Below are 22,301 nucleotides of genomic sequence, written 5' to 3' on the forward strand. Positions count from 1 at the left end.
GAGCGTTACCGAAACCGTCGCCAGCGATTTGGACTGCGCTTCCATCTGATTGCTGCAATTATCAATGTTGAACTACTCCGCTCCCAGACCCCCTGATTCACGCAAGAATTCTAATGAAAGCTTACCCCTTCTCTTGCCGTTCTTACGGATGTGAGTAGATTGACAGTCTGGGCATTGCATCAAAACCCACCCTAATTCATCCCTCCATTATGCAACGCCCAATTTCCCTTAATAAACTGGAAAGTAGGGAAATCCGCATCTCGATGGGTGGGAATTCCATAGGTTTAAGTAGTCTGCCCTCTACTCAGAACGAACAGCGATCGCTCACAATCAATATTTAAGATACTCCAAGCAAGCGAATTAGAGATTCCTAACTATGCTGGAACAAGGCACAATCACAATTCATACCGAGAATATTTTCCCGATTATCAAGAAATCTCTCTACACAGACCACGAGATCTTCTTGCGGGAACTGGTTTCAAACGCTGTGGATGCCATCCAGAAACTCAAGATGGTTTCCTTCGCAGGCGAATTCACCGGCGAACTGGGCGAACCAGAAATCAAAATCGCAATTGACAAAGACAAAAAAACTCTCTCCCTCTCGGATAACGGTATCGGCATGACGGCAGAGGAGGTCAAGAAATACATCAACCAAGTTGCCTTCTCTAGCGCCGAAGAATTTATCCAAAAGTACAAAGCCAGCGCAGATCAACAAATTATCGGTCACTTCGGTCTTGGCTTCTACTCCTCCTTCATGGTGGCCCAAAAAGTCGAGATTGATACCCTTTCTTACCAGCAAGGAGCTTCCGCCGTCCACTGGTCTTGTGATGGTTCACCCGTATTTCAGTTAGAAGACTCACCAAAAACTGAACGCGGCACCACCATCACCCTCACGCTTCAGAATGAGGAAGTGGAATACCTGGAACCAATGCGGATTCGGCAGTTGGTAAAAACTTACTGCGACTTCATGCCAGTAGCTATCCAACTGGACGGGGAGACAATTAACCGGCAAAAGGCACCTTGGAAGGAATCGCCCCAAAACCTGACCAAAGAAGATTATCTAGAATTCTACCGCTACCTCTACCCTTTCCAAGAAGAGCCGCTGCTGTGGGTGCATCTTAACACTGACTATCCCTTCATCCTGAATGGGATTCTTTACTTCCCGAAGCTCAAGCCGGATGTGGACACCACCAAAGGGCAAATTAAGCTGTTCTGCAATCAAGTATTTGTCAGCGACCACTGCGAAGAAGTCATTCCCAAGTTCCTGCTGCCGCTGCGAGGCGTCATTGATAGCACTGACATCCCCCTGAATGTCTCGCGCAGTTCCTTGACCAACGACCGGACAGTGCGGAGAATTGCCGATTACATTGCTAAGAAAGTAGGCGATCGCCTGAAAGAACTTTACCGCGAAAATCGCGACGAGTACGTCCGCTGCTGGCAAGACGTAGGCACTTTCGTCAAATTTGGCTCCCTCAACGACGACAAATTCAAAAAGCAAGTCGAAGACATCCTGATTTATCGCACCACTGCGAACCTTACACCTGCGGCTCCAGAAACTGCCCAATCCGATATCCCAGCCGTTGAAGTGCAATCTCAAGAGGGCGATGTCTGGCAAGAAGTGACCCCAAGTCAAACCTCGGCTTCTTCACCTCTCAGCCCTCAGTCCGAAGCCCTCGCCACTAACTACACCACCCTCAAAGAGTACCTGGAACGGAATAAAGACCGCCACGAAAATCGAGTTTTTTACTGCACCGATGAAGTCTCCCAGGCGACCTACGTAGGACTACACAAAAACCAAGGTCTAGAAGTCCTGTTTCTGGACTCCTTCATAGACTCCCACTTCATCAGCTTCCTAGAGCATGAACATCCGAATGTTAAGTTCTCCCGCGTAGACTCTGACCTCGACCAAACCCTGCTTGACCAGGATAAAGCAGGAGAAATTGTTGACCCCAAAACTAACAAAACTCGCTCAGAACACATCAAAGAGTTATTCCAGAAAGCCCTCAACAAGCCCAAACTAAATATCCGCACCGAGGCGCTCAAGTCAGATGATCCTCAGGGAACCCCACCAGCAATGGTACTCTTGCCAGAAGTTCTGCGGCGTCTGCGGGAGATGAACGCATTGATGCAGCAGCAAAACGTTGAATTTCCTGAAGAACACACCTTAGTGGTAAATACCGCGCACCCGCTGATTCAAAATCTGGTTCAGTTGAGCCAAGGTAGTATTATCCAAGGTGAGGGTCAATCGCCCACCGGCGATTTGGCTAATCTGATGTGCCAGCATATCTATGATTTGGCATTAATGGCTCAGAAAGGATTTGACGCTGAAGGGATGAAATCCTTTGTGGAACGGTCGAATCAAGTGCTAACTCGTCTGACAGAACGCTAGGCGAGTATGGGTGGGCAGTGCCCACCTAAGCAATAGCTTGGGTACAATCTAAAAGCTATATCTAAATAACGACCGAAAATCTGGAGACTAGACTATGTCGCGCAAATGTCAGCTGACCGGCAAAAAGGCTAATAATGCCTATGCAGTTTCCCACTCTCACCGACGTACCAAAAAGCTACAGGAAGCAAATCTGCAATGGAAGCGGGTTTGGTGGCCTCAAGGGAATCGCTGGGTGAAGCTAAGGCTTTCTACGAAGGCAATCAAGACTCTAGAGCTAAAGGGTCTGCAAACGATGGCTAAAGAAGCGGGAATTAACCTGAATCACTATTAGTACACACTATTAGTACAGCCTCTAGAGAGTCCCTGAGTGCTTATAGCTTCTAGTAGAGACGTTGCCCGCGATGTCTCTACACTTTGTTATTTATGTGCTGCCTGATACCCCACTTCATGGTGTGTGTTGGGCAGTTTCTTTATTTTTTTACTAGAGGTGATAGGTTTTGCACAACATCTGGGTATCTTAACTACAGTAAATCTACCCCGATTTTTTGTTAAGTTGTGTTGAAGCTAAACGCTATGTTTGCAAAGATGGTTTATAGAGACTCTTAAATCTATCCCTTGAGGGAAGCGCACATCTAGCCTTTATTCCAGAATACGGAACGGACATTTCTACTCCGGAAAGGTACTGAAAAATTTAACAAGCCGTTAAACAGCCGTTAAACATCTGAGTGCGTAGTTTCCCGGTTGCCCACCAGAAATTGGGTTGTTAAGACAGAGGAGAAATGTCAAACTATAAATTTTTGATGAAGCTTCCCTTCACCTCATAAAAGGCGAAATTTCAGGCAATCCGCCTTTTCTCAACCCTTTCAACGCTAGTTCTTAATTTTTTAAGTTTTAAACTCTTCATTCCACTAATCTCTCACCTTTGACAGGAAAGCAGCCATGTCATCCCGCAACAAGCTAGTTAAAGCTATCCAGAATCTTTTCCGGCAAATGATGCAGCTAGGAAGAGCTATTACCAAAACGCTCATGAACTGGCTCTTGCGGAGCTTAATGGTTATCGGTCGAAGCTCAAAGCTTGCCAAGTCTGGATTTATCTTGCCAACGGTGACGATGGTGATCCTGGTCGTCATCTTGCTGACGACCGCGATGGTGTTCCGGTCGTTTGAACGCTCGAAAAACGCTAGCAACGTGAGAGTGAATCAGGCAGTGCTGGCAGCGGCTACCCCAGCGCTTGACCGCGCCAAGGCAAAGATAGCGGCTTTACTTGCAGATCCGACACTGCCACGGTCAACGCCAACAGATTTTGCCTTAAATCAGGCAATTTTTGGGAACCTCAATAAGTATACTTTGGGCGATGAGACGCAGCTGCTGGTTCAATATGACATTAATGGAAACAGCACGATTGAAAAGGCAGTCAACCTCCCATTAGACAGTAACGAAAGTACAACCAATGCTTGGAGATTTCCGGTTGATACTGATAATAATGGCACACCTGATAGTTATACCCTTTATGGCATTTACTTCAGGACTCCCAATCCGAATGTAAGAGCCAAAAGAACTCCTATTGAGGCGCGAACTGCGCCGATGGATGACAGCGCCGCCAATCCGGCCTGTGCAGCAGCACAAGGTAGCTTCGCTGGTTTGGTGGGAGGCACGGGTTGGTATAAAACTGGGTCTCTTTTGAAGAAAAGCTTCTATGTCTTTGCTGCAACTGTTCCACATACTCCACCTCCAGGTACTCCTCCCAATACAGGGATGGAAGCTTACAAAGGTAACAGAGGCTTTTCTGCTATAGAGTACCAGCAAGACCGGGCGCAGATTCCTCTGAACAACAATGCTGTTGTGTATGAAGATGACTTAGAGATTACTCCAGGTTCGGGACTCAAAATAAATGGACGCATCCAGACCAACAGTAACTTGATAACTGGCAAAGCGGCTAGTGGAGATGTTGAGTACTACCAGGTCAGTAGCCTCGAATCTTGTTTCTACCAAGAGGAAAACGGGAAAATTACCGTTGGCGGTAATTTGCTGGTTGGGAGTACAAATGGCGCTAGTGTTAGCGCAGTAAAGGTGGATCGATACCAGGCAAACAGTGCCGCTCGTCAAGACTTAACAACGACGACTAATACGGTCAGTAACACGCCCAATCAAGCAGCTTATAACAGCCAAGCGTATGCTAATCGAATAAATATTTTAGTCCAAAAATGGACATCTGCGAATCCGACTTACGATCCAGCAACGAGCAGCGATCCAGAGGATGTTAAAAAGCAAATTCCAACGACTGCCTCGGCAGAAAAACAACAAGAGGTTCGCCTAAGCGCGCTAGAGAATTACTTCACAGAGCGTATGCGTCGCGTTCCTTATGCAGAAGATACTACGGGTGATGGCGCTAAAACTTATCTTGGAACAGGGGACACGCTGCGACCACCGGATGAATGGGTACATCCAGCCAATCCAACAAGTGGAGCGAGTAATAATGGTCTGACACTGGTGACGAATCAGCCACCAGCAACAGAACCAACAGAACAGCAAAAAGGTAAAGTTGGGGAAAAATTCGTTGGCGATCGCATCCTTGTTGGCAATGGTCTACCTGCTCAGTGGTGGGACAGCACAGCAAACAAGTTTCAGGGTGAGAAAGGACAGCAACCAGTTAAACCTAATGCAGACTGGAATTATTTCCTTGACTCCAGTAAGAAAGCACGCTACCGCACCACCCAAGTATTTCCTTTATCAGATTTAGGGAATACAGATCGGGATGGCTTCTGGGAACAACAAGCTGCTCTAGCCCCTAACCAACCACTTGAGGCAGTAGGGGGTCTACGGGTCGTCACGGGTGCTGGCGTTTACACAGGTTTTCACGTCGGTCCAAATATCGGAATAACACCTGCCAATGCTAGCGCGTCCTTCCTCCCAACACCACCAACTGTTCCCGATGTACCTTCAACAACTACTGTAAACGAGTCACTGTTTACACCCGTCTGGCCTGACTCCATGCCAATGTGGGAAGACACACAACGAGAGGGGATTCCTGCCCTTCCTATCCCTAGCGGTGATAGAAGAGGGGATTTAGTGATGCGAGCTACGGCAGTTTATCACTATAAAGGCAGCTCTGCTAACACCCTTACACAGCGTCAAACGCCGATTGCCTGTGTCAGCAGCTACTACGACCCCAGTACTAGCGTAACGGCTAAGAACCAATCTACTCTGGCAACAGCTTTTGCTGGACCACCCGGGGTTACTGGCACTATCCGAGGCAGATCTAACAACGGCATCAGCTACGATGCAGCACCAGTCGCAGCTGCATTGCCTACTACTTCAGCACCGCCAAACGCTACTACTGGTTTATTTCCCTATACAGCAGGAGTGCTAGGAGCGGGAGCTGAGAATCCAGCAAATATTGGCGTTTCTCTCTTGGATCGGCTCTACTATCAAGCCAACTTGATCTTCCCCAACGGGCGGTTTGTGAATGAGCCACTCCGCAATGCGCTGACAAGCCTAGCCGCTAATGGTGCAGCAGCTCTCACCCTCGCACAGCAATCTACTATTGATTCCACCATTTGTGCTTTAAAAATTGCCGACGGAACTCTGACTCGTAATGCCACCGTCATCCCCGATGGAAGCATCTACGAAACAACTTTTTTGGACGCCAGAGAGATTAAAGCAATTGATCGAGATAATAATCCGGCTGACGATGCTACTGGCGGTTTAGCAACCTTTAGAGCCATCAATCCCACCAATGTATCTACACTGACTGGGAATTATGACCTCGGCATTGAAGAGCGTCAGCCTCTAGAGATTCGCGTCACGGCATTGGATTTAAATAAGCTGCGACAAACTGAAATCGGTACCGCAGCAACAAATACTCCCTCAAAAGAGTATTTACTGCCAGACAGCGGCATTATCTATGCCACTCGTGAAGACGCTCTGCTGGATCTGAGCGAACCTGTACCTACAACGGGTACCGAAGCCCAAAAAATGTCAGCGCGGAAGAGCAAAAGCCCTGTTGACTTTAAGCTTGACCCTACCCGACGACCTAGCGGGATTATGTTAGTCAACGGTAGCATCCTAGCTCGTGGAGCCGCGACTCCCACTAATGCCTACACTTTGGTCACTCCTGCAGGGGCAGAAAAGGGTCTAATTTTAGCCACTAACTTGCCAGCTTATGTCAAAGCTGATGTTCAAGGCTTTAACCTGCACCAAACATCAGGGGGAACACGCCTAGAAGAGTTTCAGGAACAACTGGCAACGAATCCTACCTATGACGAGGACGCTTTCTATAATCGTGCAACTCCTGAATACAACTTTGCCTGCCGCAATGGACAGCCAGGGCTTAGCTGTACAGGTGGTGACTTCTGGCGACCCGCAACAGTGCTTGCAGATTCCGTCACTCTCCTTTCTGACAGTTTCAGATTTGGTTTCCGCAATGAGGGAGACTATGACCTGAGAAACAACCAGGGAGACTTAGCTTCGATAACTCAGCGGAAAGAGCGGGGCTTCTGGAACAACAACTTTGTCACCAACGGTCTTAGCAGTGGCATCAGTGTTGATGTTGGCGGCATCAAAACGCCTACAGATGCTGACTACATCAGCAACACTCCTTCCAGTAATTACGTCCCCAGTTCTTACTTCAACAACTTCATCACGCCCATTCAACGACGAGGGCAGTTCTCAGAGTATGTCATGGAAATCTGCCGGAAACTGCCTGTTTCCGAATGTGGACCAGCCGACTGGGTGATTGGTACAGGTACACCAGTAAATCTTAACTTGAGTGCCAAAGATGCAAGCTTGATCGGTAAGGATGTGGGCCAACTTTTGTCGGGCACTACCGCTCTACCTGCTCCAGGTTACGATGCTAACGGCGATAGTACGATATCGCCAGAAGAAAAAACAGCGGAGCGACGCTATCCCCGCAGGGTTGCTTTCCAACGGGATACTAGCAATTTGCTGGTGCTAAATGCTGGTAAACCAGTGCCTTTAGGAATTGATAGCAATGGAAAAGTTACAGCTTATCCGTACAGCACTTTTAGCAGCATCCGGCCTCGGACGCAACCCAATGCTCTGTTGTATCGAACAACCTCTAACACTACAGATCCCAGCAGCGCTACCCCTGGTGATTGGAGTTACAGTGACACTAAGCCGCTGTTTTACCGAACCCAAAACACTGTACCATTCGCTGCCAACGATCCGGCGTTAATCCCGAGCGCACATCCGCTCTTAGTGCCTGTATTGCAATTTCATCTCCCGAATCAAACAGCAGGTGCAAATCCTGATACGGCTAGTCCTGCATACATTAAAGACAAGACGCTCTGGCTGCACAGACCTAGTATTGATACGACTTTCAATCTGGTGGTTGCAGGAGGAGATAGCCCGCTCAACGGTTTAAAAAGTGAATCCAATGGAGGTTTGCAAAACTTTGTGCGATTCATGGAGAACTGGTATCAGGTTCCTGCCCGAATCAGCGGTTCATTCATCCAGTTTAAGCACAGTGCCCAGGCAACAGCCCCGTTCCAAGGTGCTCAAAGTTCAACGCTGCCTTCTAGTCCTTTTGGGTACACAAAGTTGTACAGCAGTGAAATCAATACCATTGGTAGCAGTGGAGGTGGCACAGCCTTCTATGTAGAACCTTTCCGGTACTGGGGTTTTGATGTAGCGTTGCTGTCTCAGTTGCCTGACAGGTTCTCCCAACAGTTCACCAGAGAGTCGCCTGGCTCGCCAAACGAATTCTATCGGGAAGTGGGCAGGGATGACGAGTGGATGAAAACGTTACTGTGTTCTAAAGAATTGGCAAATCCTGCTAACTTCGCCATCGACATTGACCAACGCCCGCCCGGTACTTTCTGTACAGCCAAGACAGGCGGTTGATTTCGGCAAACCGTAAGCAAGAAATTCTACCGAATCTAGCAAAACCCAAATAGTTCAGGTCAGATATAGCCATGATAAAACCCAAACAACAGCAACCGATATCCCAGTCTAGTCAGGGCGGTTTCACAATCATTGAGTCCTTGCTGGCAATTATCGTCGTGACTATTTTGATGGTGGGGTTAACACCCGTAATCGTTCTCTCAGTAGCAACACGGGTTCAGGCAAAGCGGGTGGAAAGGGGAACGGATGCGGCAAGGGCATACATTGATGGTCTTCGCTCAGGAACAATTACCGCTCCCACGCCTACATCTGCTAGCTTTAATCCTGATGCTCCTTCAGGAAGTTTGACGTGCACTGCGAATGCAACTTACTGCTCGTCGCCAGCTAGTACCTACTGTATAAATCTCGATGAGACAGTAGGCTGTAGCCCGAATAGTCTTAGCGATTTGGTAGTTCAAGGTTTTCGCACAGCTACTACATCTACTGATGGTAAAGAAGGCTACCGCCTAGGGGTGCGAGTTTACCGGGCAGATGCTTTTAGCCCTGATTTTCCCGGCTCTTTGAAGAAAAATAATCCAGACAAAGTCACGCAATCAACTTATAGTGGGGGGCTAGGCGATCGCAAAGCCCCACTGTTTGAAACAACGACAGAGATTGCTGGCAGTGACACTTCGCTGAAAACGTTGTGCGATCGCATTAAAGTTAACAACCCTAGTAATCCTAGTTCTAGTTGCTCCTAGCACTGTTAGCTTAGGTTGCTAAATACTTGTGAATAAAGGGAAAACTCTAGCATCATGAATCAACTGAAATTTCTGTTAACCAGTCAGCTCAAACGTTCCCCTCTGGCTCAGAAGAATAGCGGCTTTACCCTCATCGAACTTCTAGTAGCTATAATCCTGGCTGCTTTGGTCATTGCGCCTTTGTTAGGGTTTATGGTTAACATTCTAGATAACGATCGCAAAGAACAAGCAAAGTCTGCTTCAGAGCAAGAGATTAAAGACGCCCTTGATTACATTTCACAAGATTTAGCACAAGCAGTCTATGTTTACGATAACGATGGCTTGAAAAATAATTCAACGACCAACCCAGCTACTTCTGGCATTAAAAATCAAATTCCACCTTTTGCTACAGGTTCTACAGAAGTGGGTTGCAATCCGGCAACGACTGAGTGCGTACCGATTCTTGTCTTATGGAAGCGGTCGGCAAAACCAAAAGCCATACCAACTATTACCGGAGCTACCTGCCCACCACCCCCAAATACAGTTGATAACTGTAACGATGGCAGCGTTTATTCACTTGTTGGCTATTACCTAATCAGAGATATTACCCCTAGCAATACTTGGTCTAAAGCTGCTCGAATTGGTAGATTTGAAATTAGCGATGAAGTCAGAAATCCTAATAATCCGGCTGTTTACATTACACCGCCAAAGCCGGGTTTTAAAATGTTTGACCTAAAAGCAGCAAGTAGTCTTAACTTGGCAATGAACTCGTGGACGAACTCAGGCGCTTACACTGCAAACAGCCCTAAAATTCAAGTATTGGTCGATTATATTGATAAAAGTACAGTTGGTCTAACACCTAGTTGTCCGAATCCATCAGGAGCAACCCCGAATCCACAACAGGTTCCGACTACTTTAACGGGTGGCTTCTATGCTTGCATAAATTCCGATCCAAGCCAGCTTTCAACCCAAGTGTTTATCAGAGGGAATGCTTTGGCGCGAACGATTAATCCTTCTGATGAGCCTCTTCCTTACTCTTCTAACAGGTCAATTTATTATCCAAGCGCAAGCATCCAGGTGAAGGGGCGTGGTTTTCTATATAGTAAATAACCCCAACACGTAAAAAGCCATTAAATAGGGTAAAAAAATATGGGAAATTTAGATGTGTTAAAAAAATTACAGATATGGAAGCGATCGCGTTATCAATCTGCTGCTGGATTCACCATGATTGAGTTACTGGTAGTAATTATTATCATTGGAGTATTAAGCGCGATCGCCGCTCCTGGTTGGCTTGCTTTTACCAATCGGCAACGAGTCAATGCCGTTAATGATGCAGCCTTAAATGCCCTCCGAGAAGCCCAACGAGAAGCTAAAAGGACAAAACTTAGCTACAGTGTGAGCTTTCAAACTCCCGCTGGTCAACGACCAAAAGTTGTTGTTTATCCTGGTACTACTGCTCCTGCTTCTACTGACCCTCAATGGAGGACTTTAGCAGAGAATCAAGACATCAAGCCCGGTCAAGTTGAAGTTACTCCTAGTGCAAACACATTCACGTTTGATTACCAAGGCATCGTCAACCAAAACCCTAGCCAAACTCTTCCGTATAAAGTCACAACATCTCTACCGAACACGACTGTCAAGCGCTGCATCAAAGTGACAACTCTTTTAGGTTCAATTCAAACTGGAAAAGATGCTGCTGAATGTAATTAGTTAACAGATTAACTGGCTCTTAAAAATTGGTGAATATTAGGATTGCAAAAGACGTATCCAAAGATGAACCTTGAGAGATTACATGCATCTTTTCTGTATCTAGCTATAGCTCATGCCTAAGAAGCTGTTAAATTGCTCCAGCGGTGGGCTGATTTGGATAGAAGTTGAGTCATAAATTTAATAATTAGAATTTTGGGCGCGATCGCTATTGGAAAAAATACTGGCTAAAACTAATAGTCAATTGCAAAAATCAGCGAAGATACGGAACTCAAAAGACACATCAAACAAGGAAACTTGAGAAATTGGGTGTGTCTTTTTAGTATCTAGCTAATGCGTAAAAAGTTATCTAATTGCTCCAGCGGCGGGTTCACGCTGATAGAGAGTTTAGTAGTAATTTTAATAATAGGGATTTTAAGCGCGATCGCCGCCCCCAGTTGGGTGGGATTTCTCAATGCCCAACGTCTCAGAGTCGCCCAAGACCAAGTTTACCGAGCGATGCGAGAAGCCCAAAGCAACGCTAAGCGCGACAAAGTTGCTTGGGAAGCTAGCTTTCAAGAACAAAATGGGGTCGTTCAGTGGGCAGTTAATCGTGCCGGTATTAACCCCAGCCCCGGACAATGGCAGAATTTTGAGCAAAATATTCAAATAGACGCTCCTAATACCACCTTAGCTTCACAGTCATTAGGTAGTCCGCGCCGAGTCCGGTTTGACTATAGAGGTTGCGTAATCATGAATCCGCAAGAGAACTTATATTTGGCAAGGGTAACGCTGAACATTAAGAATGGTGGGGAAGTCAAACGGTGTGTATTTGTTTCCACCCTTCTGGGAGCGATGCGAACAGCGCAAGATAAAAGTTGCAAAGTGTAATCTATGCGATCGCTATTATCGCTTGGTAATAGGGAATGCGATCGCATCGAGATTCTTGTTCCCAGAACGGTTGTCTGGGAACAAGAAACCCGACTATCCCTGAGACAACCAAGACTGCATCGCGGCTGCTGTCTTCTGCCGGTCAAGCTTCAAAACCAGCACTCCTAGTGGCGGCAAACACAAGTCTAGCGAATAAGGACGAGTGTGGAACGACCACTCATCTGTCCACTTACCGCCTAAATTGCCCATGTTACTTCCCCCGTACTCACGGGCATCGCTGTTAAACAGTTCGGTATAGAATCCGGGTTCGGGGACACCTACACGGTAGTGACTATGCGGCTGAGGAGTAAAATTGCACACTGTGATAATAAACTCCTCCGAATCTTTCGCCCTGCGGATAAACGCGACCACGCTATGACGGTTGTCGCTGCAATCAATCCACTCAAAGCCTTCTTGAGCAAAATCCTGAGTAAAAAGAGCCGATTCGCTGCGGTAGACATGGTTGAGTTCACTCATAAACCGCTTCAGTTTTTGATGCGACTCATGCTGCAACAAATGCCACTCCAAGTCACCCCAGACATTCCACTCACTCCACTGCCCAAACTCCATGCTCATAAACAGAGTCTTCTTACCAGGGTGAGTGAACATAAAGGCGAATAAGCAGCGAGCATTCGCGAACTTCTGCCACTCATCCCCCGGCATCTTGCCAATGATATTACTCTTGCCGTGGACTATCTCATCGTGAGATAGCGCCAGCATGAAGTTCTCGCTGTGGTTGTACCACATACTGAAAGTAATATTGTTCTGGTGGAACTGGCGGAACCAAGGGTCCATGTGAAAATAGTCCAGCATGTCGTGCATCCAGCCCATGTTCCACTTCAAATTAAAGCCCAGTCCTCCTACGTAGGTAGGCCAAGACACCATAGGCCAAGAAGTTGACTCTTCAGCAATCGACAGGGTGCCAGGATAATAGCTGAAAATCGTATGATTTGCCTGACGCAGAAAATCAGCCGCCTCAATGTTTTCTCTGCCGCCGTACTGGTTAGGCAACCATTCCCCAGGCTCACGGCAATAGTCTAAGTAAAGCATCGACGCCACAGCATCCACACGAATTCCATCAATGTGGTACTTGTCAAACCAGAACAGGGCGTTGGCAACCAGGAAGTTCCGCACTTCATTGCGATTGTAGTTAAATACTAGAGTCCCCCACTCCTTGTGTTCGCCTTTGCGGGGGTCGGCGTGTTCGTAAAGGTGGGTGCCATCAAAGAAAGCGAGACCGTGACCATCTTTGGGGAAGTGACCCGGAACCCAGTCCACTAGCACCCCAATTTCGTTCTGGTGGCACTGGTCAATAAAATACATGAAGTCCTCAGGTGTCCCATAACGGGAAGTACAGGCATAATACCCAGTTACCTGATAACCCCAAGAGCCATCATAAGGATGCTCAGCAATTGGCAATAATTCAATATGAGTAAATCCCAGCTCTTTAACGTAAGGAATTAACCGTTCTGCCAGTTCCCGGTAGGTGAGGAAACGCGCTCCTGGTTTGTAGTCAGAGACGACTACCACTGGCTCTGTCTCTCCATTGGACAACCGTGGCGGTTCAGCAGAGGAAGCGTGCAGCCAAGACCCTAGATGCACTTCATAGACAGAGATAGGATGGGTGAGCGGGTCGGTGTGGCGGCGCTTTTCCATCCAATCTTGGTCATTCCATTGGTAGGAATCTAAGTCAGTGACAATCGATGCTGTTTTAGGACGCACTTCATGCTGGAAGCCGTAGGGATCGGATTTTTCGTAAATGTGACCGTCGGCGTTTTTGATTTCATATTTATAGTGTTCCCCAACGCCCAAACCTGGGATGAACATTTCCCAGATGCCGGTGGAACCTTTACGCATTTGATGTTTGCGACCATCCCAGTTATTAAAATCCCCCAAGACAGAAGCGTTGCGGGCATTGGGTGCCCAAACTGCAAAATAAACTCCTGTTACCCCATCAATTTCCGTTGCATGGGCACCTAGTTTCTCGTAGATGCGATGATGATTCCCTTCTGCAAACAGGTGTAGGTCAAACTCTGTCAGGTGGGGAGAACGGAAGGCGTAGGGGTCGTAGATAACACGCTCGTGTTCCCCTTCTTGAATCCGCAGCTGATAGTTTGCCAGTTTTGGCATCTCAATGGTGCATTCAAAAAAATGAGGGTGATGCACTGCTTGCATGGGATATTCTGTCCGTTCTTGGGGGCAAACTACCCACGCGGCGTTGGCATTGGGTAGATAGGCTCGCACTGCCCAGACGGTTTTGCCATTTTGCTGAATGGGATGGGCACCCAGGATTTCAAATGGGTCTTGATGTTGATTCCAAACAATCCGCTCAATCTGTTCGGGGGCGATGGTCATGGACATAAACCTATTTATCTAAAGGTCTTGAATGAATGGGTTCTCGATAGGGCTTTTTGGACGCGCACGTGTGTTGCGATCGCCCGTATCGTTGGCTTAAGGCGATCGCGTAGCGTCTGCCCTAAGCCTGAAAGTCTTCCCGTCAGGTAGGGCTATAGCAGCTAGCGGTTGAAGAACGAGCATCTCCCTCTGGTTAACAGCACTTTAATATTTATATACATTTTTTGTTTTTTGTATATTTTGTCATCGGTAGCAGGACACAGTTGTTTCTTCTACTTAGGACAATGTCAATAAAAGTGCATCGTCATCTAGCGTGAAACTGGCTGTTTTTAGAGTTATTGAAATTTACGTCTTCATCTGAGTATTGAGTTAAGAGTCGGAGCAAGCAAGTAGGTATAGCAAACAAAGGCAGATTTTCAAGTGGGGTGTACGCAGTTTATGATATCGACTTACTTAGGCAAACGCTTTTCTCGTTGCCATCACTTTCCAAGGAACGCGAACCTTTATAACACTGACCCCACACAAAGCAGATAAATTAATTGCTAAAATGCAGGATTTATTTGGGAGTAGGGATACCGAAGGTACGCAGCAGCCGCCGCACGCGGAGCAGAAAAACTAATTCTCGGAGTTTGGGATTCACCTGAGATGTTGCAGAAGGGCGGGTTTGCAGAGAATTCTGCAATTGGGCGTACTCAGCAGCAGTGAGTCGCTTGCCGTCGATAGGCGATCGCGCTTCCGTAATAATCTCCGTCCGCAATACTTCCTCAGGAGTATCCTCCGGTGGTGGCAGTCCCCTAGCAGGCATCACCCCCAGCAGTTGAAATGAAAATTGCAAAATCCATAGTGAAATAATGGGCTTTTTCATTTCTATTTTTAATTTTCAGTGTATTTTTAATTTTTAATTTCCCAATCCGGGGGGTAGTGGTTCCCGACAAAGAAGGTGAATCCGCTCAATGCGCTCAAACAACCAAGGATAATCTTCTCGGTATTGAGGAATCAGCGCTAGAGGACTGAGTAAAGCGGCTGCGGCGATGTCTGCAACGCTTAAGCGATCGCCCACCAGGTAGAGGCTATTCTGCCAGCGACTGGATAACACTTCCATTGCTACCTTCAGCCGATTTGCTGCCAGTTCCACCGCCGCCTGATTAATTCCATATTGCCGCCGCACCACCTGAATCACCAGCTGACTAGACGGCGAAGGGTCGATTTGCTTACCAGCACCGGCACGAAAATCATAGTAAACAAAGCGAGTCGCCGTGCCGATACTTTCATCCAGCCAATCTTCCAGCATCAAGGCTTCTGTCTGTAGTTGGCGATCCGGTAACGATAGCGCTGGTTCTGGGCGATAGCGATCTAGAAATTGTAAAATCTGCGTCGAGTCAGCGATCGCTTGCACTTCCTGCCGCGTCCCTGACGGGATGGCTTCGCTGACTCCCTGCATATCTTCTGCCTCTAACAAAAGCACCGGCACTGTCGTGAGTCCGGTGATTGGCTTGAGTTTGAGGATATGTAGCCCTGGGGTTAAATTTTCAACCTGATAAGCAATTTGCTTATAACCTAGCCCCAGTCTTGCTTTCCGACAATAGTGAGAAGTACTAAATTGCAGTAGTCGCATTTAATGCCAAAGCCGCCTACCGCAACAACAGATAAACATAGTCAGACCTTACTCCGACTCTAGGTGAGCCAACTAATGCTTGTGACCCCAGTTGTTTTCGTCAGTCAGTTGTTGCCAACATAACAGTTGTCCTGGGTGTCAATATTGACTCAGATAGTAGTAGATACCCAGTGAATGTGTGAGGAGCAATTACCAGATCGGGGTTCAGATGTTTTAGAACTCACTACTAACTTTCATACCCGTCGATTCGGTATGAATCCCTTTCAGGAGAAGTAAGGAGCGAAAACCAGCTCCTTAAGGAGACTTTGTGGGCGCTGGGCTAGTAGTCGTTCCACCAGTCGTTGGAGATGTGGTAGGAGAAGGGCTAGTAGTACTATCACTCGGTCCTTCCTGACAAGCTCCCAAGGTGGTAGCCAAGCCGAGAACTAAAAGCAGACTCACTATTTTTTTGTTCATACACTCCTCTTTAAGAGATTGCAACCAAAGGAATCGTTTGCTATTTAATCACAATATTGCGGTTTTTGCTTAGACGCTCCCGCAGGTGAAATCTGGAATTCTTGGTTTCACCAGTCCTCTTAGCCAGTTTTGGGTATTCCAAAAGAGTGAGGTTCCTTGCTCCCAAGCTTGAATTCCGGTGCGCCCCACCGTATTCTTCGGATTTCGTACTTAGGAAAGAATACTCTCGTACTGCTGGATTCACACTCACTCTTGGGAGTGATATTGCTTTGAGTTTTTTTCAATTTCTTTTTTAGCAGAAGCCTCGGAAAAACAGAGCAAACTGTACCAGCAAGTGGTAATTTTGTCTATCCGCGACTTTTCGAGGATTTCCACATCGGGAGCGAATTTAGTTTTCTCAGTCAAAGCAACGGAATGAAGCTAAAAAATCAACCTTTATGGAGATGTGGAGACTCACTATCAGTTATTCTGAATACAATTTCTAACCAAAGTGACTGATAAACTAACATGGCTTACCAATTGCTAGTGATTTGACAACAGGACGATTGACCGCTGCCTAAAATTTTTACCAAACTAGACGCGCAAGAAGAGTTCAAGGGAGGCGGCGTGTTTCCGCTTGTGGCTTATACCAGCAAATTATTTCCAGCCTGGATTCAGTACCCGCGAAAGCATTGGGCACTGCTACAGAAAATTGTGGATCGCATCCGCAACTCGTTGGAGTTGCAAGTGGTGCTGCAAACGGCAGTGGACGAAATTGCCACGTTGCTACACCTAGATAGGTGTTGTTTTTTGTGGTATTTCGAGGATACCAAGCGGGTACAAGTTGTCTGCGAGCAGATCAATGGAGAGCAAAAGAATTCTCAACTGGGGTACCATCCCTTAGAAACTTTTGGCGCAGTGAAGAGTGCGATCGCTTCTGGGAAATTAATTATCAACAGCCAAACAGCAGGTTCTCACCCGACGACAGGGGGGATGATGAATCGATGGCTTTCCTGGCTAAAGCGAGATAACCAGCAAATCGACACCAGTGGACGCTCCCAAGGGTCTTCTCCCTGGGACAGGGCTAACTTGTTCGTTCCGGTTAAGCGAAAAGAAGGATGGGTTGGCTTTATTGTCTGTATTTCAGAGCAACCCCGCACCTGGTCAAACTCCGAAATTGAATTTCTGCAAGCGATCGCCCAGCAGCTAGAAATTGCGATTTGTCAAGCTCAGCTTTACGAGCAAACCCAGAAACAAGCTCAAAGAGAGCAATTGGTGAATCAAATTACCAGTCAAACCCGGCAGAGTTTTAACTTGGAGACGATTCTGACTGAAGCGATCGCTCATCTGATGCAGGCGCTGTCAGCAGATCGGTGTCTAGTTCATCTGGTGGAACATAGCGACACTTTGGAAGAGGAGCGAAACCGGGGAGTCGGGAAGCAGCTTGTAGCGACAAAGCCGATCGCGTCTGAAGCCGAGGAGCAAGAAGCAAAGGAGCAAACAGATAAAACTTGCTTATTGCAACCCTTGCCCGCTGACGGTGCCGCTTTTCGGCGGAAATACCTTTTTGAGGTGTGTCGGGAGCCTTTTCCTTCTACCATTGATGACTTTGATACCCACGGGCCACTGACCCAATGGGCGATCCAGCATCGTCAACAAGTGAGTATTCCTGACATCAAGCAAGACCCCCGAATTGGGGAAGCAAACGAAGAGTATCAAAAAGCCCAGATAAAATCTTCCCTGGTCGTGCCAGTACAGGCAAACGGAACACTCAACGCAATTCTTTATCTCAATCAGTGTTCGCATATCCGGTATTGGTCGAAAAATGACCGGACACTTGCCCAAGCGGTTGCCGATCAGCTGGCGATTTCCATTCGACAAGCCAACTTATACGCCCAAACTCAGCAGCAGGCAGTAGAAAGCGCTGCTCAAGCTAAGCAACTTGCCCAAACGCTGATTGAACTGCGGCTAACGCAATCCCAGTTGATTCAAAGTGAAAAAATGTCAAGTCTGGGTCGGATGGTAGCTGGCGTTGCCCACGAAATTAATAATCCAGTGAACTTTATCTACGGCAATATTCCTTATGTGGAAAAGTATGTAGATGACCTGATTCGATTAGTGCGGACCTATCAAACTTTCTATGTCAATCCAGATGCTGAATTACAAAAGCTCACTGAGGAACTAGAGCTAGATTTCCTCCTGAGAGATTTACCGCGCATTTTGAATTCGATGCAGGCAGGTGCCCAGCGAATTCACGAAATTGTTAAATCATTGCAGAACTTCTCGCGCCATAATCAAGCGTCCCTGAAACCAGTAGATATTCACATCGGACTGGAAAATACGCTGTTCTTGCTGCACAGTCAGCTGGGCAATGAGATCCAAATAGAGAGAAACTATAGCGACTTGCCTTTAGTGGAGTGTTACCCGAAGCAACTCAATCAAGTTTTCTTGAGTATTCTGATGAATGCGATAGAAGCGCTCAATCGGTGGTCTTCCGAGGACAAAAAAATCGCCTTGCGTACCGAATTGCTGCCGGACTGCTCTCCAGGGGTCGCTAGTGTGCGGATTGCGATCGCTGACAATGGGCCAGGAATTCCCCCAGAAATTCAGTCGAAAATCTTTGACCCCTTCTTTACTACGAAAGACGTTGGTCAGGGCAGCGGATTGGGCTTAGCAGTAAGTTATCAAATCATCGTTACCCAACACAAAGGCAAGCTACAATGCCACTCCCAAGTCGGTCAAGGTGCAGAGTTTATTGTTGAAATTCCCTTAATGCCCCCCCAACCGTTGTTAGCGCGGGGTGAGGAGAAGGACGCTAGCATTCCGGAGTCAGCAGTCAGAAACTCGGAAGCAGAAATTTATTCCTCATCCTATCGGGTGGATAACGAGAGCAGCTCTCCAGCAGCTTCCCTCAGCATCCCAAAATCTTACATTCTTCATCCTGGCGAACCTTCTCCTGTTCATCTCAAAGCAATCGCGACGACCTTGCCAAAAGAAGCAATTAGAGAGTGTTAAGCTGTGGTTGCGTCGAAGGTAGCGACTAGGTACACGTTCGCTATCGATTAGCCATCTCGACAAGAATGTTGGATTCGATGCGAGAAAATATGGACTATAGACAGCTCTTGTGTCTAGAGTTTAAATTGATTGGTTTATTGTCCTTTGTCAGTGGTCAACAGTCAGTGGCAAAGCAAACTGACCTTGAGAAGAGAAAAAACTCATTTCTGACAACTGATACTAATAAAAAGAACTACTTATGGCTGCTGCCCCTCACTCCCTGACTCCAGATCGTCACCGTCCGGATAGAAGAAGCACTGTTTCCTCGCGGCAACCTAGAGGAAAGGCAATACCCCTGCGTTCCGAAAGCGGTTCATCGTCTAGAACCCGTAGCAGAAGCTCCCAACAGCGGGACTTTCAGGCACAGACACCCGCATGGCTGCGATCGCTGGTGAGATTGCAGCGCACCTCCAACCTGGTATGCTTCTTCCTGATTGCTAGCACCCTGGGAGTTTATGCCTGGACGGTCTATACTCAGCAGATGTGGAGCCAGGAGTACCGCAAGTTAGAAAATCTGCAACGCAACGAGCGGCAAATGACAGCGGCAAATGAAGCCCTAAAAAACCAGCTGGCTCAAGAAGCTGAGCGTCCGGGTACGGGTTTGGTTGCTCCCAATCCAGCTAACACCATCTTTCTGCCGCCAGCGCCCCAGCGCCAGTCACGGCCCAAGCCAGTGGTAGCTCCTAACTCAGAAACATCGCCAACTACGCCACTAGGCTATTAACGAGGTATGGAAAAGTCAGGAGTCAGCAATCGTAGGTCGCTGCCTACGCAAAAGGTTTCTGCAACTGCTAAAGAGACGGGCGAGTTGAACCAGAATGGAAGTGGCGTGCCAGAGTCAGTGAAAAAACTGCCTCGAAAACCCACTCAAAACGGAAAAAGCCGTCAGTCATCAGAACCAAAGCAAGGCGGCGAAAATCGGCAACAGGAGAAGATATCACCACAGCAGTCTTTACCTCAGAAGTCTTTTGATTGGAGCCTATTGCGTTCTCCGTCCTTGTTGCTGGGTACTTCATCCTTACGGTTGCTGCTTGTTTGGCTAATCATGTCTCTGAGCGGGCTAGGGCTGGCGATCAATTTGTATCGCCTACAAGTGGTGCAGGCACCGAGCCTGCTGCAAAAAGCGCGACAGCAGCAGATGGTCTATCTGCGCCCCTTTGTTCCCCGACGCTCGATTGTGGATCGCAGTGGTAACGTTTTGGCAACTGACCGTCCCGCCTATACGCTGTACGCCCATCCAAAGCTGTTTAAACAATCTAAACAGGCAATTGCGACGAAATTGGCGGTGATTTTGGGAGTTTCTGCTGACAATTTGCTTAAGCAGTTCAACAAGCAGGAAAGTGGAATTCGGGTTGCCTACGCCCTGACAGAAGAAGAAGCTGACGGTATTTCCCATTTGCGAACCGATGGCTTAGAGCTGATTCAACATTACGCCCGCCTCTATCCCCAGCAGGATCTAGCCGCAGACGTGGTGGGCTATGTGGATGTGGATCATCGCGGTCAGGCGGGTGTGGAGTATAGCCAGGAAAATTTACTCACCCGGGCTGTTCGCACCGTTCGGCTTAGCCGCGCTGGTAACGGAACGTTGATGCCGGATCACCTGCCCGAAGGATTGCTGCATTTTGATGAGCTGCAACTCCAACTGACAATAGATAATCGCCTGCAACGTGCTGCTCGTTCTGCCCTCAAGCAACAAATGGAATTGTTTAGTGCCAAACGGGGCACTATCATCGTGATGGATGCGCGGGATGGTGCGGTGCTATCGCTGGTTGCAGAGCCGACGTACAACCCGAATGAGTATTCTACATCTGACGTGGGTTTGTTTAAGAACTGGGCGCTGGCAGACCTTTATGAACCGGGTTCGACGTTTAAGCCGCTCAATATAGCGATCGCGCTAGAAGCGGGAGCCATCAAACCCGACACTGTATTCTACGATCGAGGTCAGATTCAGGTAGCTGGCTGGCAGATCAAAAATGCTGAAGAGGGCAGTCACGGTGCCCTGTCGATTTCTCAGATTCTGCAACAGTCGAGCAACGTCGGCATGGTGCAAGTCATCCAACAACTCAAGCCGAGTATCTACTACGGTTGGCTGGAACGGCTGGGGCTGGGGCAAGCGGTTGGTATCGACCTGCCCTTTGAATCACCCGGACAAATGAAAAGCCAAGAGCAGTTTACGTCATCTCGAATTGAACCCGCTACCACCTCCTTTGGTCAGGGCTTTTCTCTCACCCCCATCCATCTGGCTCAGTTGCACGCTGCTCTCGCCAATGGTGGCAAACTGGTAACTCCTCATCTCGTCCGGGGACTCATCGACTCCCAAGGGCAGATGTACTGGCAGCCAACGCTACCCACGCCGCGCCCCGTCTTTTCCCCATCGACGACTCAGACGGTGTTAGAAATGATGGAAGCGGTCGTCACCAAGGGAACCGGGAAAGCGGCGCAAATCCCAGGCTATCGAATAGGAGGGAAAACGGGCACTTCCCAGAAAGCCAGCGCTACTGGGGGATATTCTAGCTCTGCCAGAATCACTAGCTTTGTGGGCATTTTTCCGGTTGATGCTCCCCGCTATGTGGTTCTAGCTGTTGTCGATGAACCGAAGGGCAAGGTCTATGGTTCCACCGTAGCCGCACCTGTAGTGAAATCAGTGATGGAAGCCTTAATTAGCCTTGAGAAAATTCCGCCTTCTGAAATTAAAAATTAAGTAGGAGAGCGTAAAGAAACCTATGTTGAAGCTGTCATTAGTTATTGGTGATAATTCAGAGCTAATAACTAATCGCAACCAACCGTTAGATTAGTTGTGCAAATCTGCTGACCCTTACATTTTTAATTACGAGTGGGGATAACGGCTTGCAGGTGATCGCGCAAAATTTTTATTTAATATGACTTTCTTAATTAGGCTGCCCAAGGTATCCTTAAATAATAGAAATATGTCTGATTTAAATATTAAAAGCTAGTTCTTCCTTATCGATTTTATTTTAACAAAAATAAAATAAAAAGTCTATATCGTAGCCCTCAATAATTGTATGTAAAGGCAAGATCCCCGACTTCTCTCAGCCGTCGGGGATTCGGAAATCTAGCATCTCACAATTAAAATAGGATTGCTATCGCAGCCCTAAATGATTTGTGAAGCACCATCCTAAAATAACGTGAGTTCGGGATAAAAAAGGGCGGAGCAGATACGCTGAAAGTGCTGAGTTCTCAAGTATCTACCCGCCCATGCTTAGTTTAGAAGCTTTGTTTTGCCACGTCGATGATT

The 22,301-nt window shown here is 47.5% G+C and carries 14 protein-coding genes and 1 pseudogene; 11 read left to right on the top strand and 4 right to left on the bottom strand.

Going from position 1 to position 22,301, the window contains the following annotated elements; genetic code table 11:
- The 8 genes and pseudogenes from NDI33_RS26755 to NDI33_RS26790 all read left to right on the top strand — a co-directional run.
- Positions 1-96, top strand: a pseudogene (locus tag NDI33_RS26755) (IS5/IS1182 family transposase); the annotation flags it as partial.
- 280 nt (positions 97-376) lie between these two features.
- On the top strand, positions 377-2,389 hold the full coding sequence (gene htpG, locus NDI33_RS26760) for a molecular chaperone HtpG (protein WP_190673951.1): 2,013 nt from the start codon (positions 377-379) through the stop codon (positions 2,387-2,389).
- Positions 2,390-2,483: 94 nt separating this feature from the next.
- Positions 2,484-2,720 carry a 50S ribosomal protein L28 gene (rpmB, locus tag NDI33_RS26765; RefSeq protein WP_190410643.1) on the top strand — a complete coding sequence of 79 codons (237 nt, stop codon included), beginning with the start codon at positions 2,484-2,486 and terminating at the stop codon, positions 2,718-2,720.
- A gap of 608 nt (positions 2,721-3,328) precedes the next feature.
- The gene (gene hpsA / locus NDI33_RS26770) at positions 3,329-8,251 is read left to right on the top strand and encodes a hormogonium polysaccharide biosynthesis protein HpsA (RefSeq protein ID WP_190673954.1); all 4,923 of its coding nucleotides are present in this window, start codon (positions 3,329-3,331) and stop codon (positions 8,249-8,251) included.
- A gap of 71 nt (positions 8,252-8,322) precedes the next feature.
- Positions 8,323-8,991, top strand: a complete 669-nt coding sequence (hpsB, locus tag NDI33_RS26775) for a hormogonium polysaccharide secretion pseudopilin HpsB (protein ID WP_190673957.1) — start codon at positions 8,323-8,325, stop codon at positions 8,989-8,991.
- A 54-nt stretch (positions 8,992-9,045) separates the two neighbouring features.
- Positions 9,046-10,080 (top strand): hormogonium polysaccharide secretion pseudopilin HpsC, encoded by a 1,035-nt coding sequence (gene hpsC, locus NDI33_RS26780; protein ID WP_190673960.1) that lies wholly within the window; start codon positions 9,046-9,048, stop codon positions 10,078-10,080.
- Positions 10,081-10,134: 54 nt separating this feature from the next.
- The gene (locus NDI33_RS26785) at positions 10,135-10,680 is read left to right on the top strand and encodes a prepilin-type N-terminal cleavage/methylation domain-containing protein (RefSeq protein ID WP_206754028.1); all 546 of its coding nucleotides are present in this window, start codon (positions 10,135-10,137) and stop codon (positions 10,678-10,680) included.
- Between the two features lie 330 nt (positions 10,681-11,010).
- Positions 11,011-11,547 carry a type II secretion system protein gene (locus NDI33_RS26790; protein ID WP_190673963.1) on the top strand — a complete coding sequence of 179 codons (537 nt, stop codon included), beginning with the start codon at positions 11,011-11,013 and terminating at the stop codon, positions 11,545-11,547.
- Positions 11,548-11,640: 93 nt separating this feature from the next.
- Here the strand turns inward: NDI33_RS26790 and glgB are convergent, their stop codons facing one another.
- The 4 genes from glgB to NDI33_RS26810 all read right to left on the bottom strand — a co-directional run bounded on the left by glgB (position 11,641) and on the right by NDI33_RS26810 (position 16,012).
- Positions 11,641-13,947 carry a 1,4-alpha-glucan branching enzyme gene (glgB, locus tag NDI33_RS26795; protein WP_190673967.1) on the bottom strand — a complete coding sequence of 769 codons (2,307 nt, stop codon included), beginning with the start codon at positions 13,945-13,947 and terminating at the stop codon, positions 11,641-11,643.
- A 550-nt stretch (positions 13,948-14,497) separates the two neighbouring features.
- On the bottom strand, positions 14,498-14,806 hold the full coding sequence (locus tag NDI33_RS26800) for a hypothetical protein (RefSeq protein WP_190673970.1): 309 nt from the start codon (positions 14,804-14,806) through the stop codon (positions 14,498-14,500).
- Between the two features lie 33 nt (positions 14,807-14,839).
- Complete coding sequence (locus NDI33_RS26805) at positions 14,840-15,556, bottom strand: glutathione S-transferase family protein (protein WP_190410651.1); 717 nt, start codon at positions 15,554-15,556, stop codon at positions 14,840-14,842.
- A 294-nt stretch (positions 15,557-15,850) separates the two neighbouring features.
- Positions 15,851-16,012, bottom strand: a complete 162-nt coding sequence (locus tag NDI33_RS26810; protein ID WP_190533454.1) for a hypothetical protein — start codon at positions 16,010-16,012, stop codon at positions 15,851-15,853.
- Between the two features lie 606 nt (positions 16,013-16,618).
- Between NDI33_RS26810 and NDI33_RS26815 the strand changes: the two genes are divergently transcribed.
- The 3 genes from NDI33_RS26815 to NDI33_RS26825 all read left to right on the top strand — a co-directional run bounded on the left by NDI33_RS26815 (position 16,619) and on the right by NDI33_RS26825 (position 21,746).
- Positions 16,619-19,006 carry a GAF domain-containing protein gene (locus NDI33_RS26815; RefSeq protein ID WP_190673973.1) on the top strand — a complete coding sequence of 796 codons (2,388 nt, stop codon included), beginning with the start codon at positions 16,619-16,621 and terminating at the stop codon, positions 19,004-19,006.
- Positions 19,007-19,244: 238 nt separating this feature from the next.
- Positions 19,245-19,769, top strand: coding sequence for a hypothetical protein (locus NDI33_RS26820; RefSeq protein ID WP_242033055.1), 525 nt, complete (start codon positions 19,245-19,247; stop codon positions 19,767-19,769).
- Between the two features lie 321 nt (positions 19,770-20,090).
- A complete protein-coding gene (locus tag NDI33_RS26825; protein ID WP_199302347.1) occupies positions 20,091-21,746 on the top strand; it encodes a penicillin-binding protein 2 in 1,656 nt (551 codons plus the stop codon).
- Positions 21,747-22,301: the final 555 nt, after the last annotated feature.

This window comes from Trichocoleus sp. DQ-A1 (assembly GCF_039961955.1).
In the GTDB taxonomy this organism is placed as follows: Bacteria; Cyanobacteriota; Cyanobacteriia; order Cyanobacteriales; family FACHB-T130; genus FACHB-T130.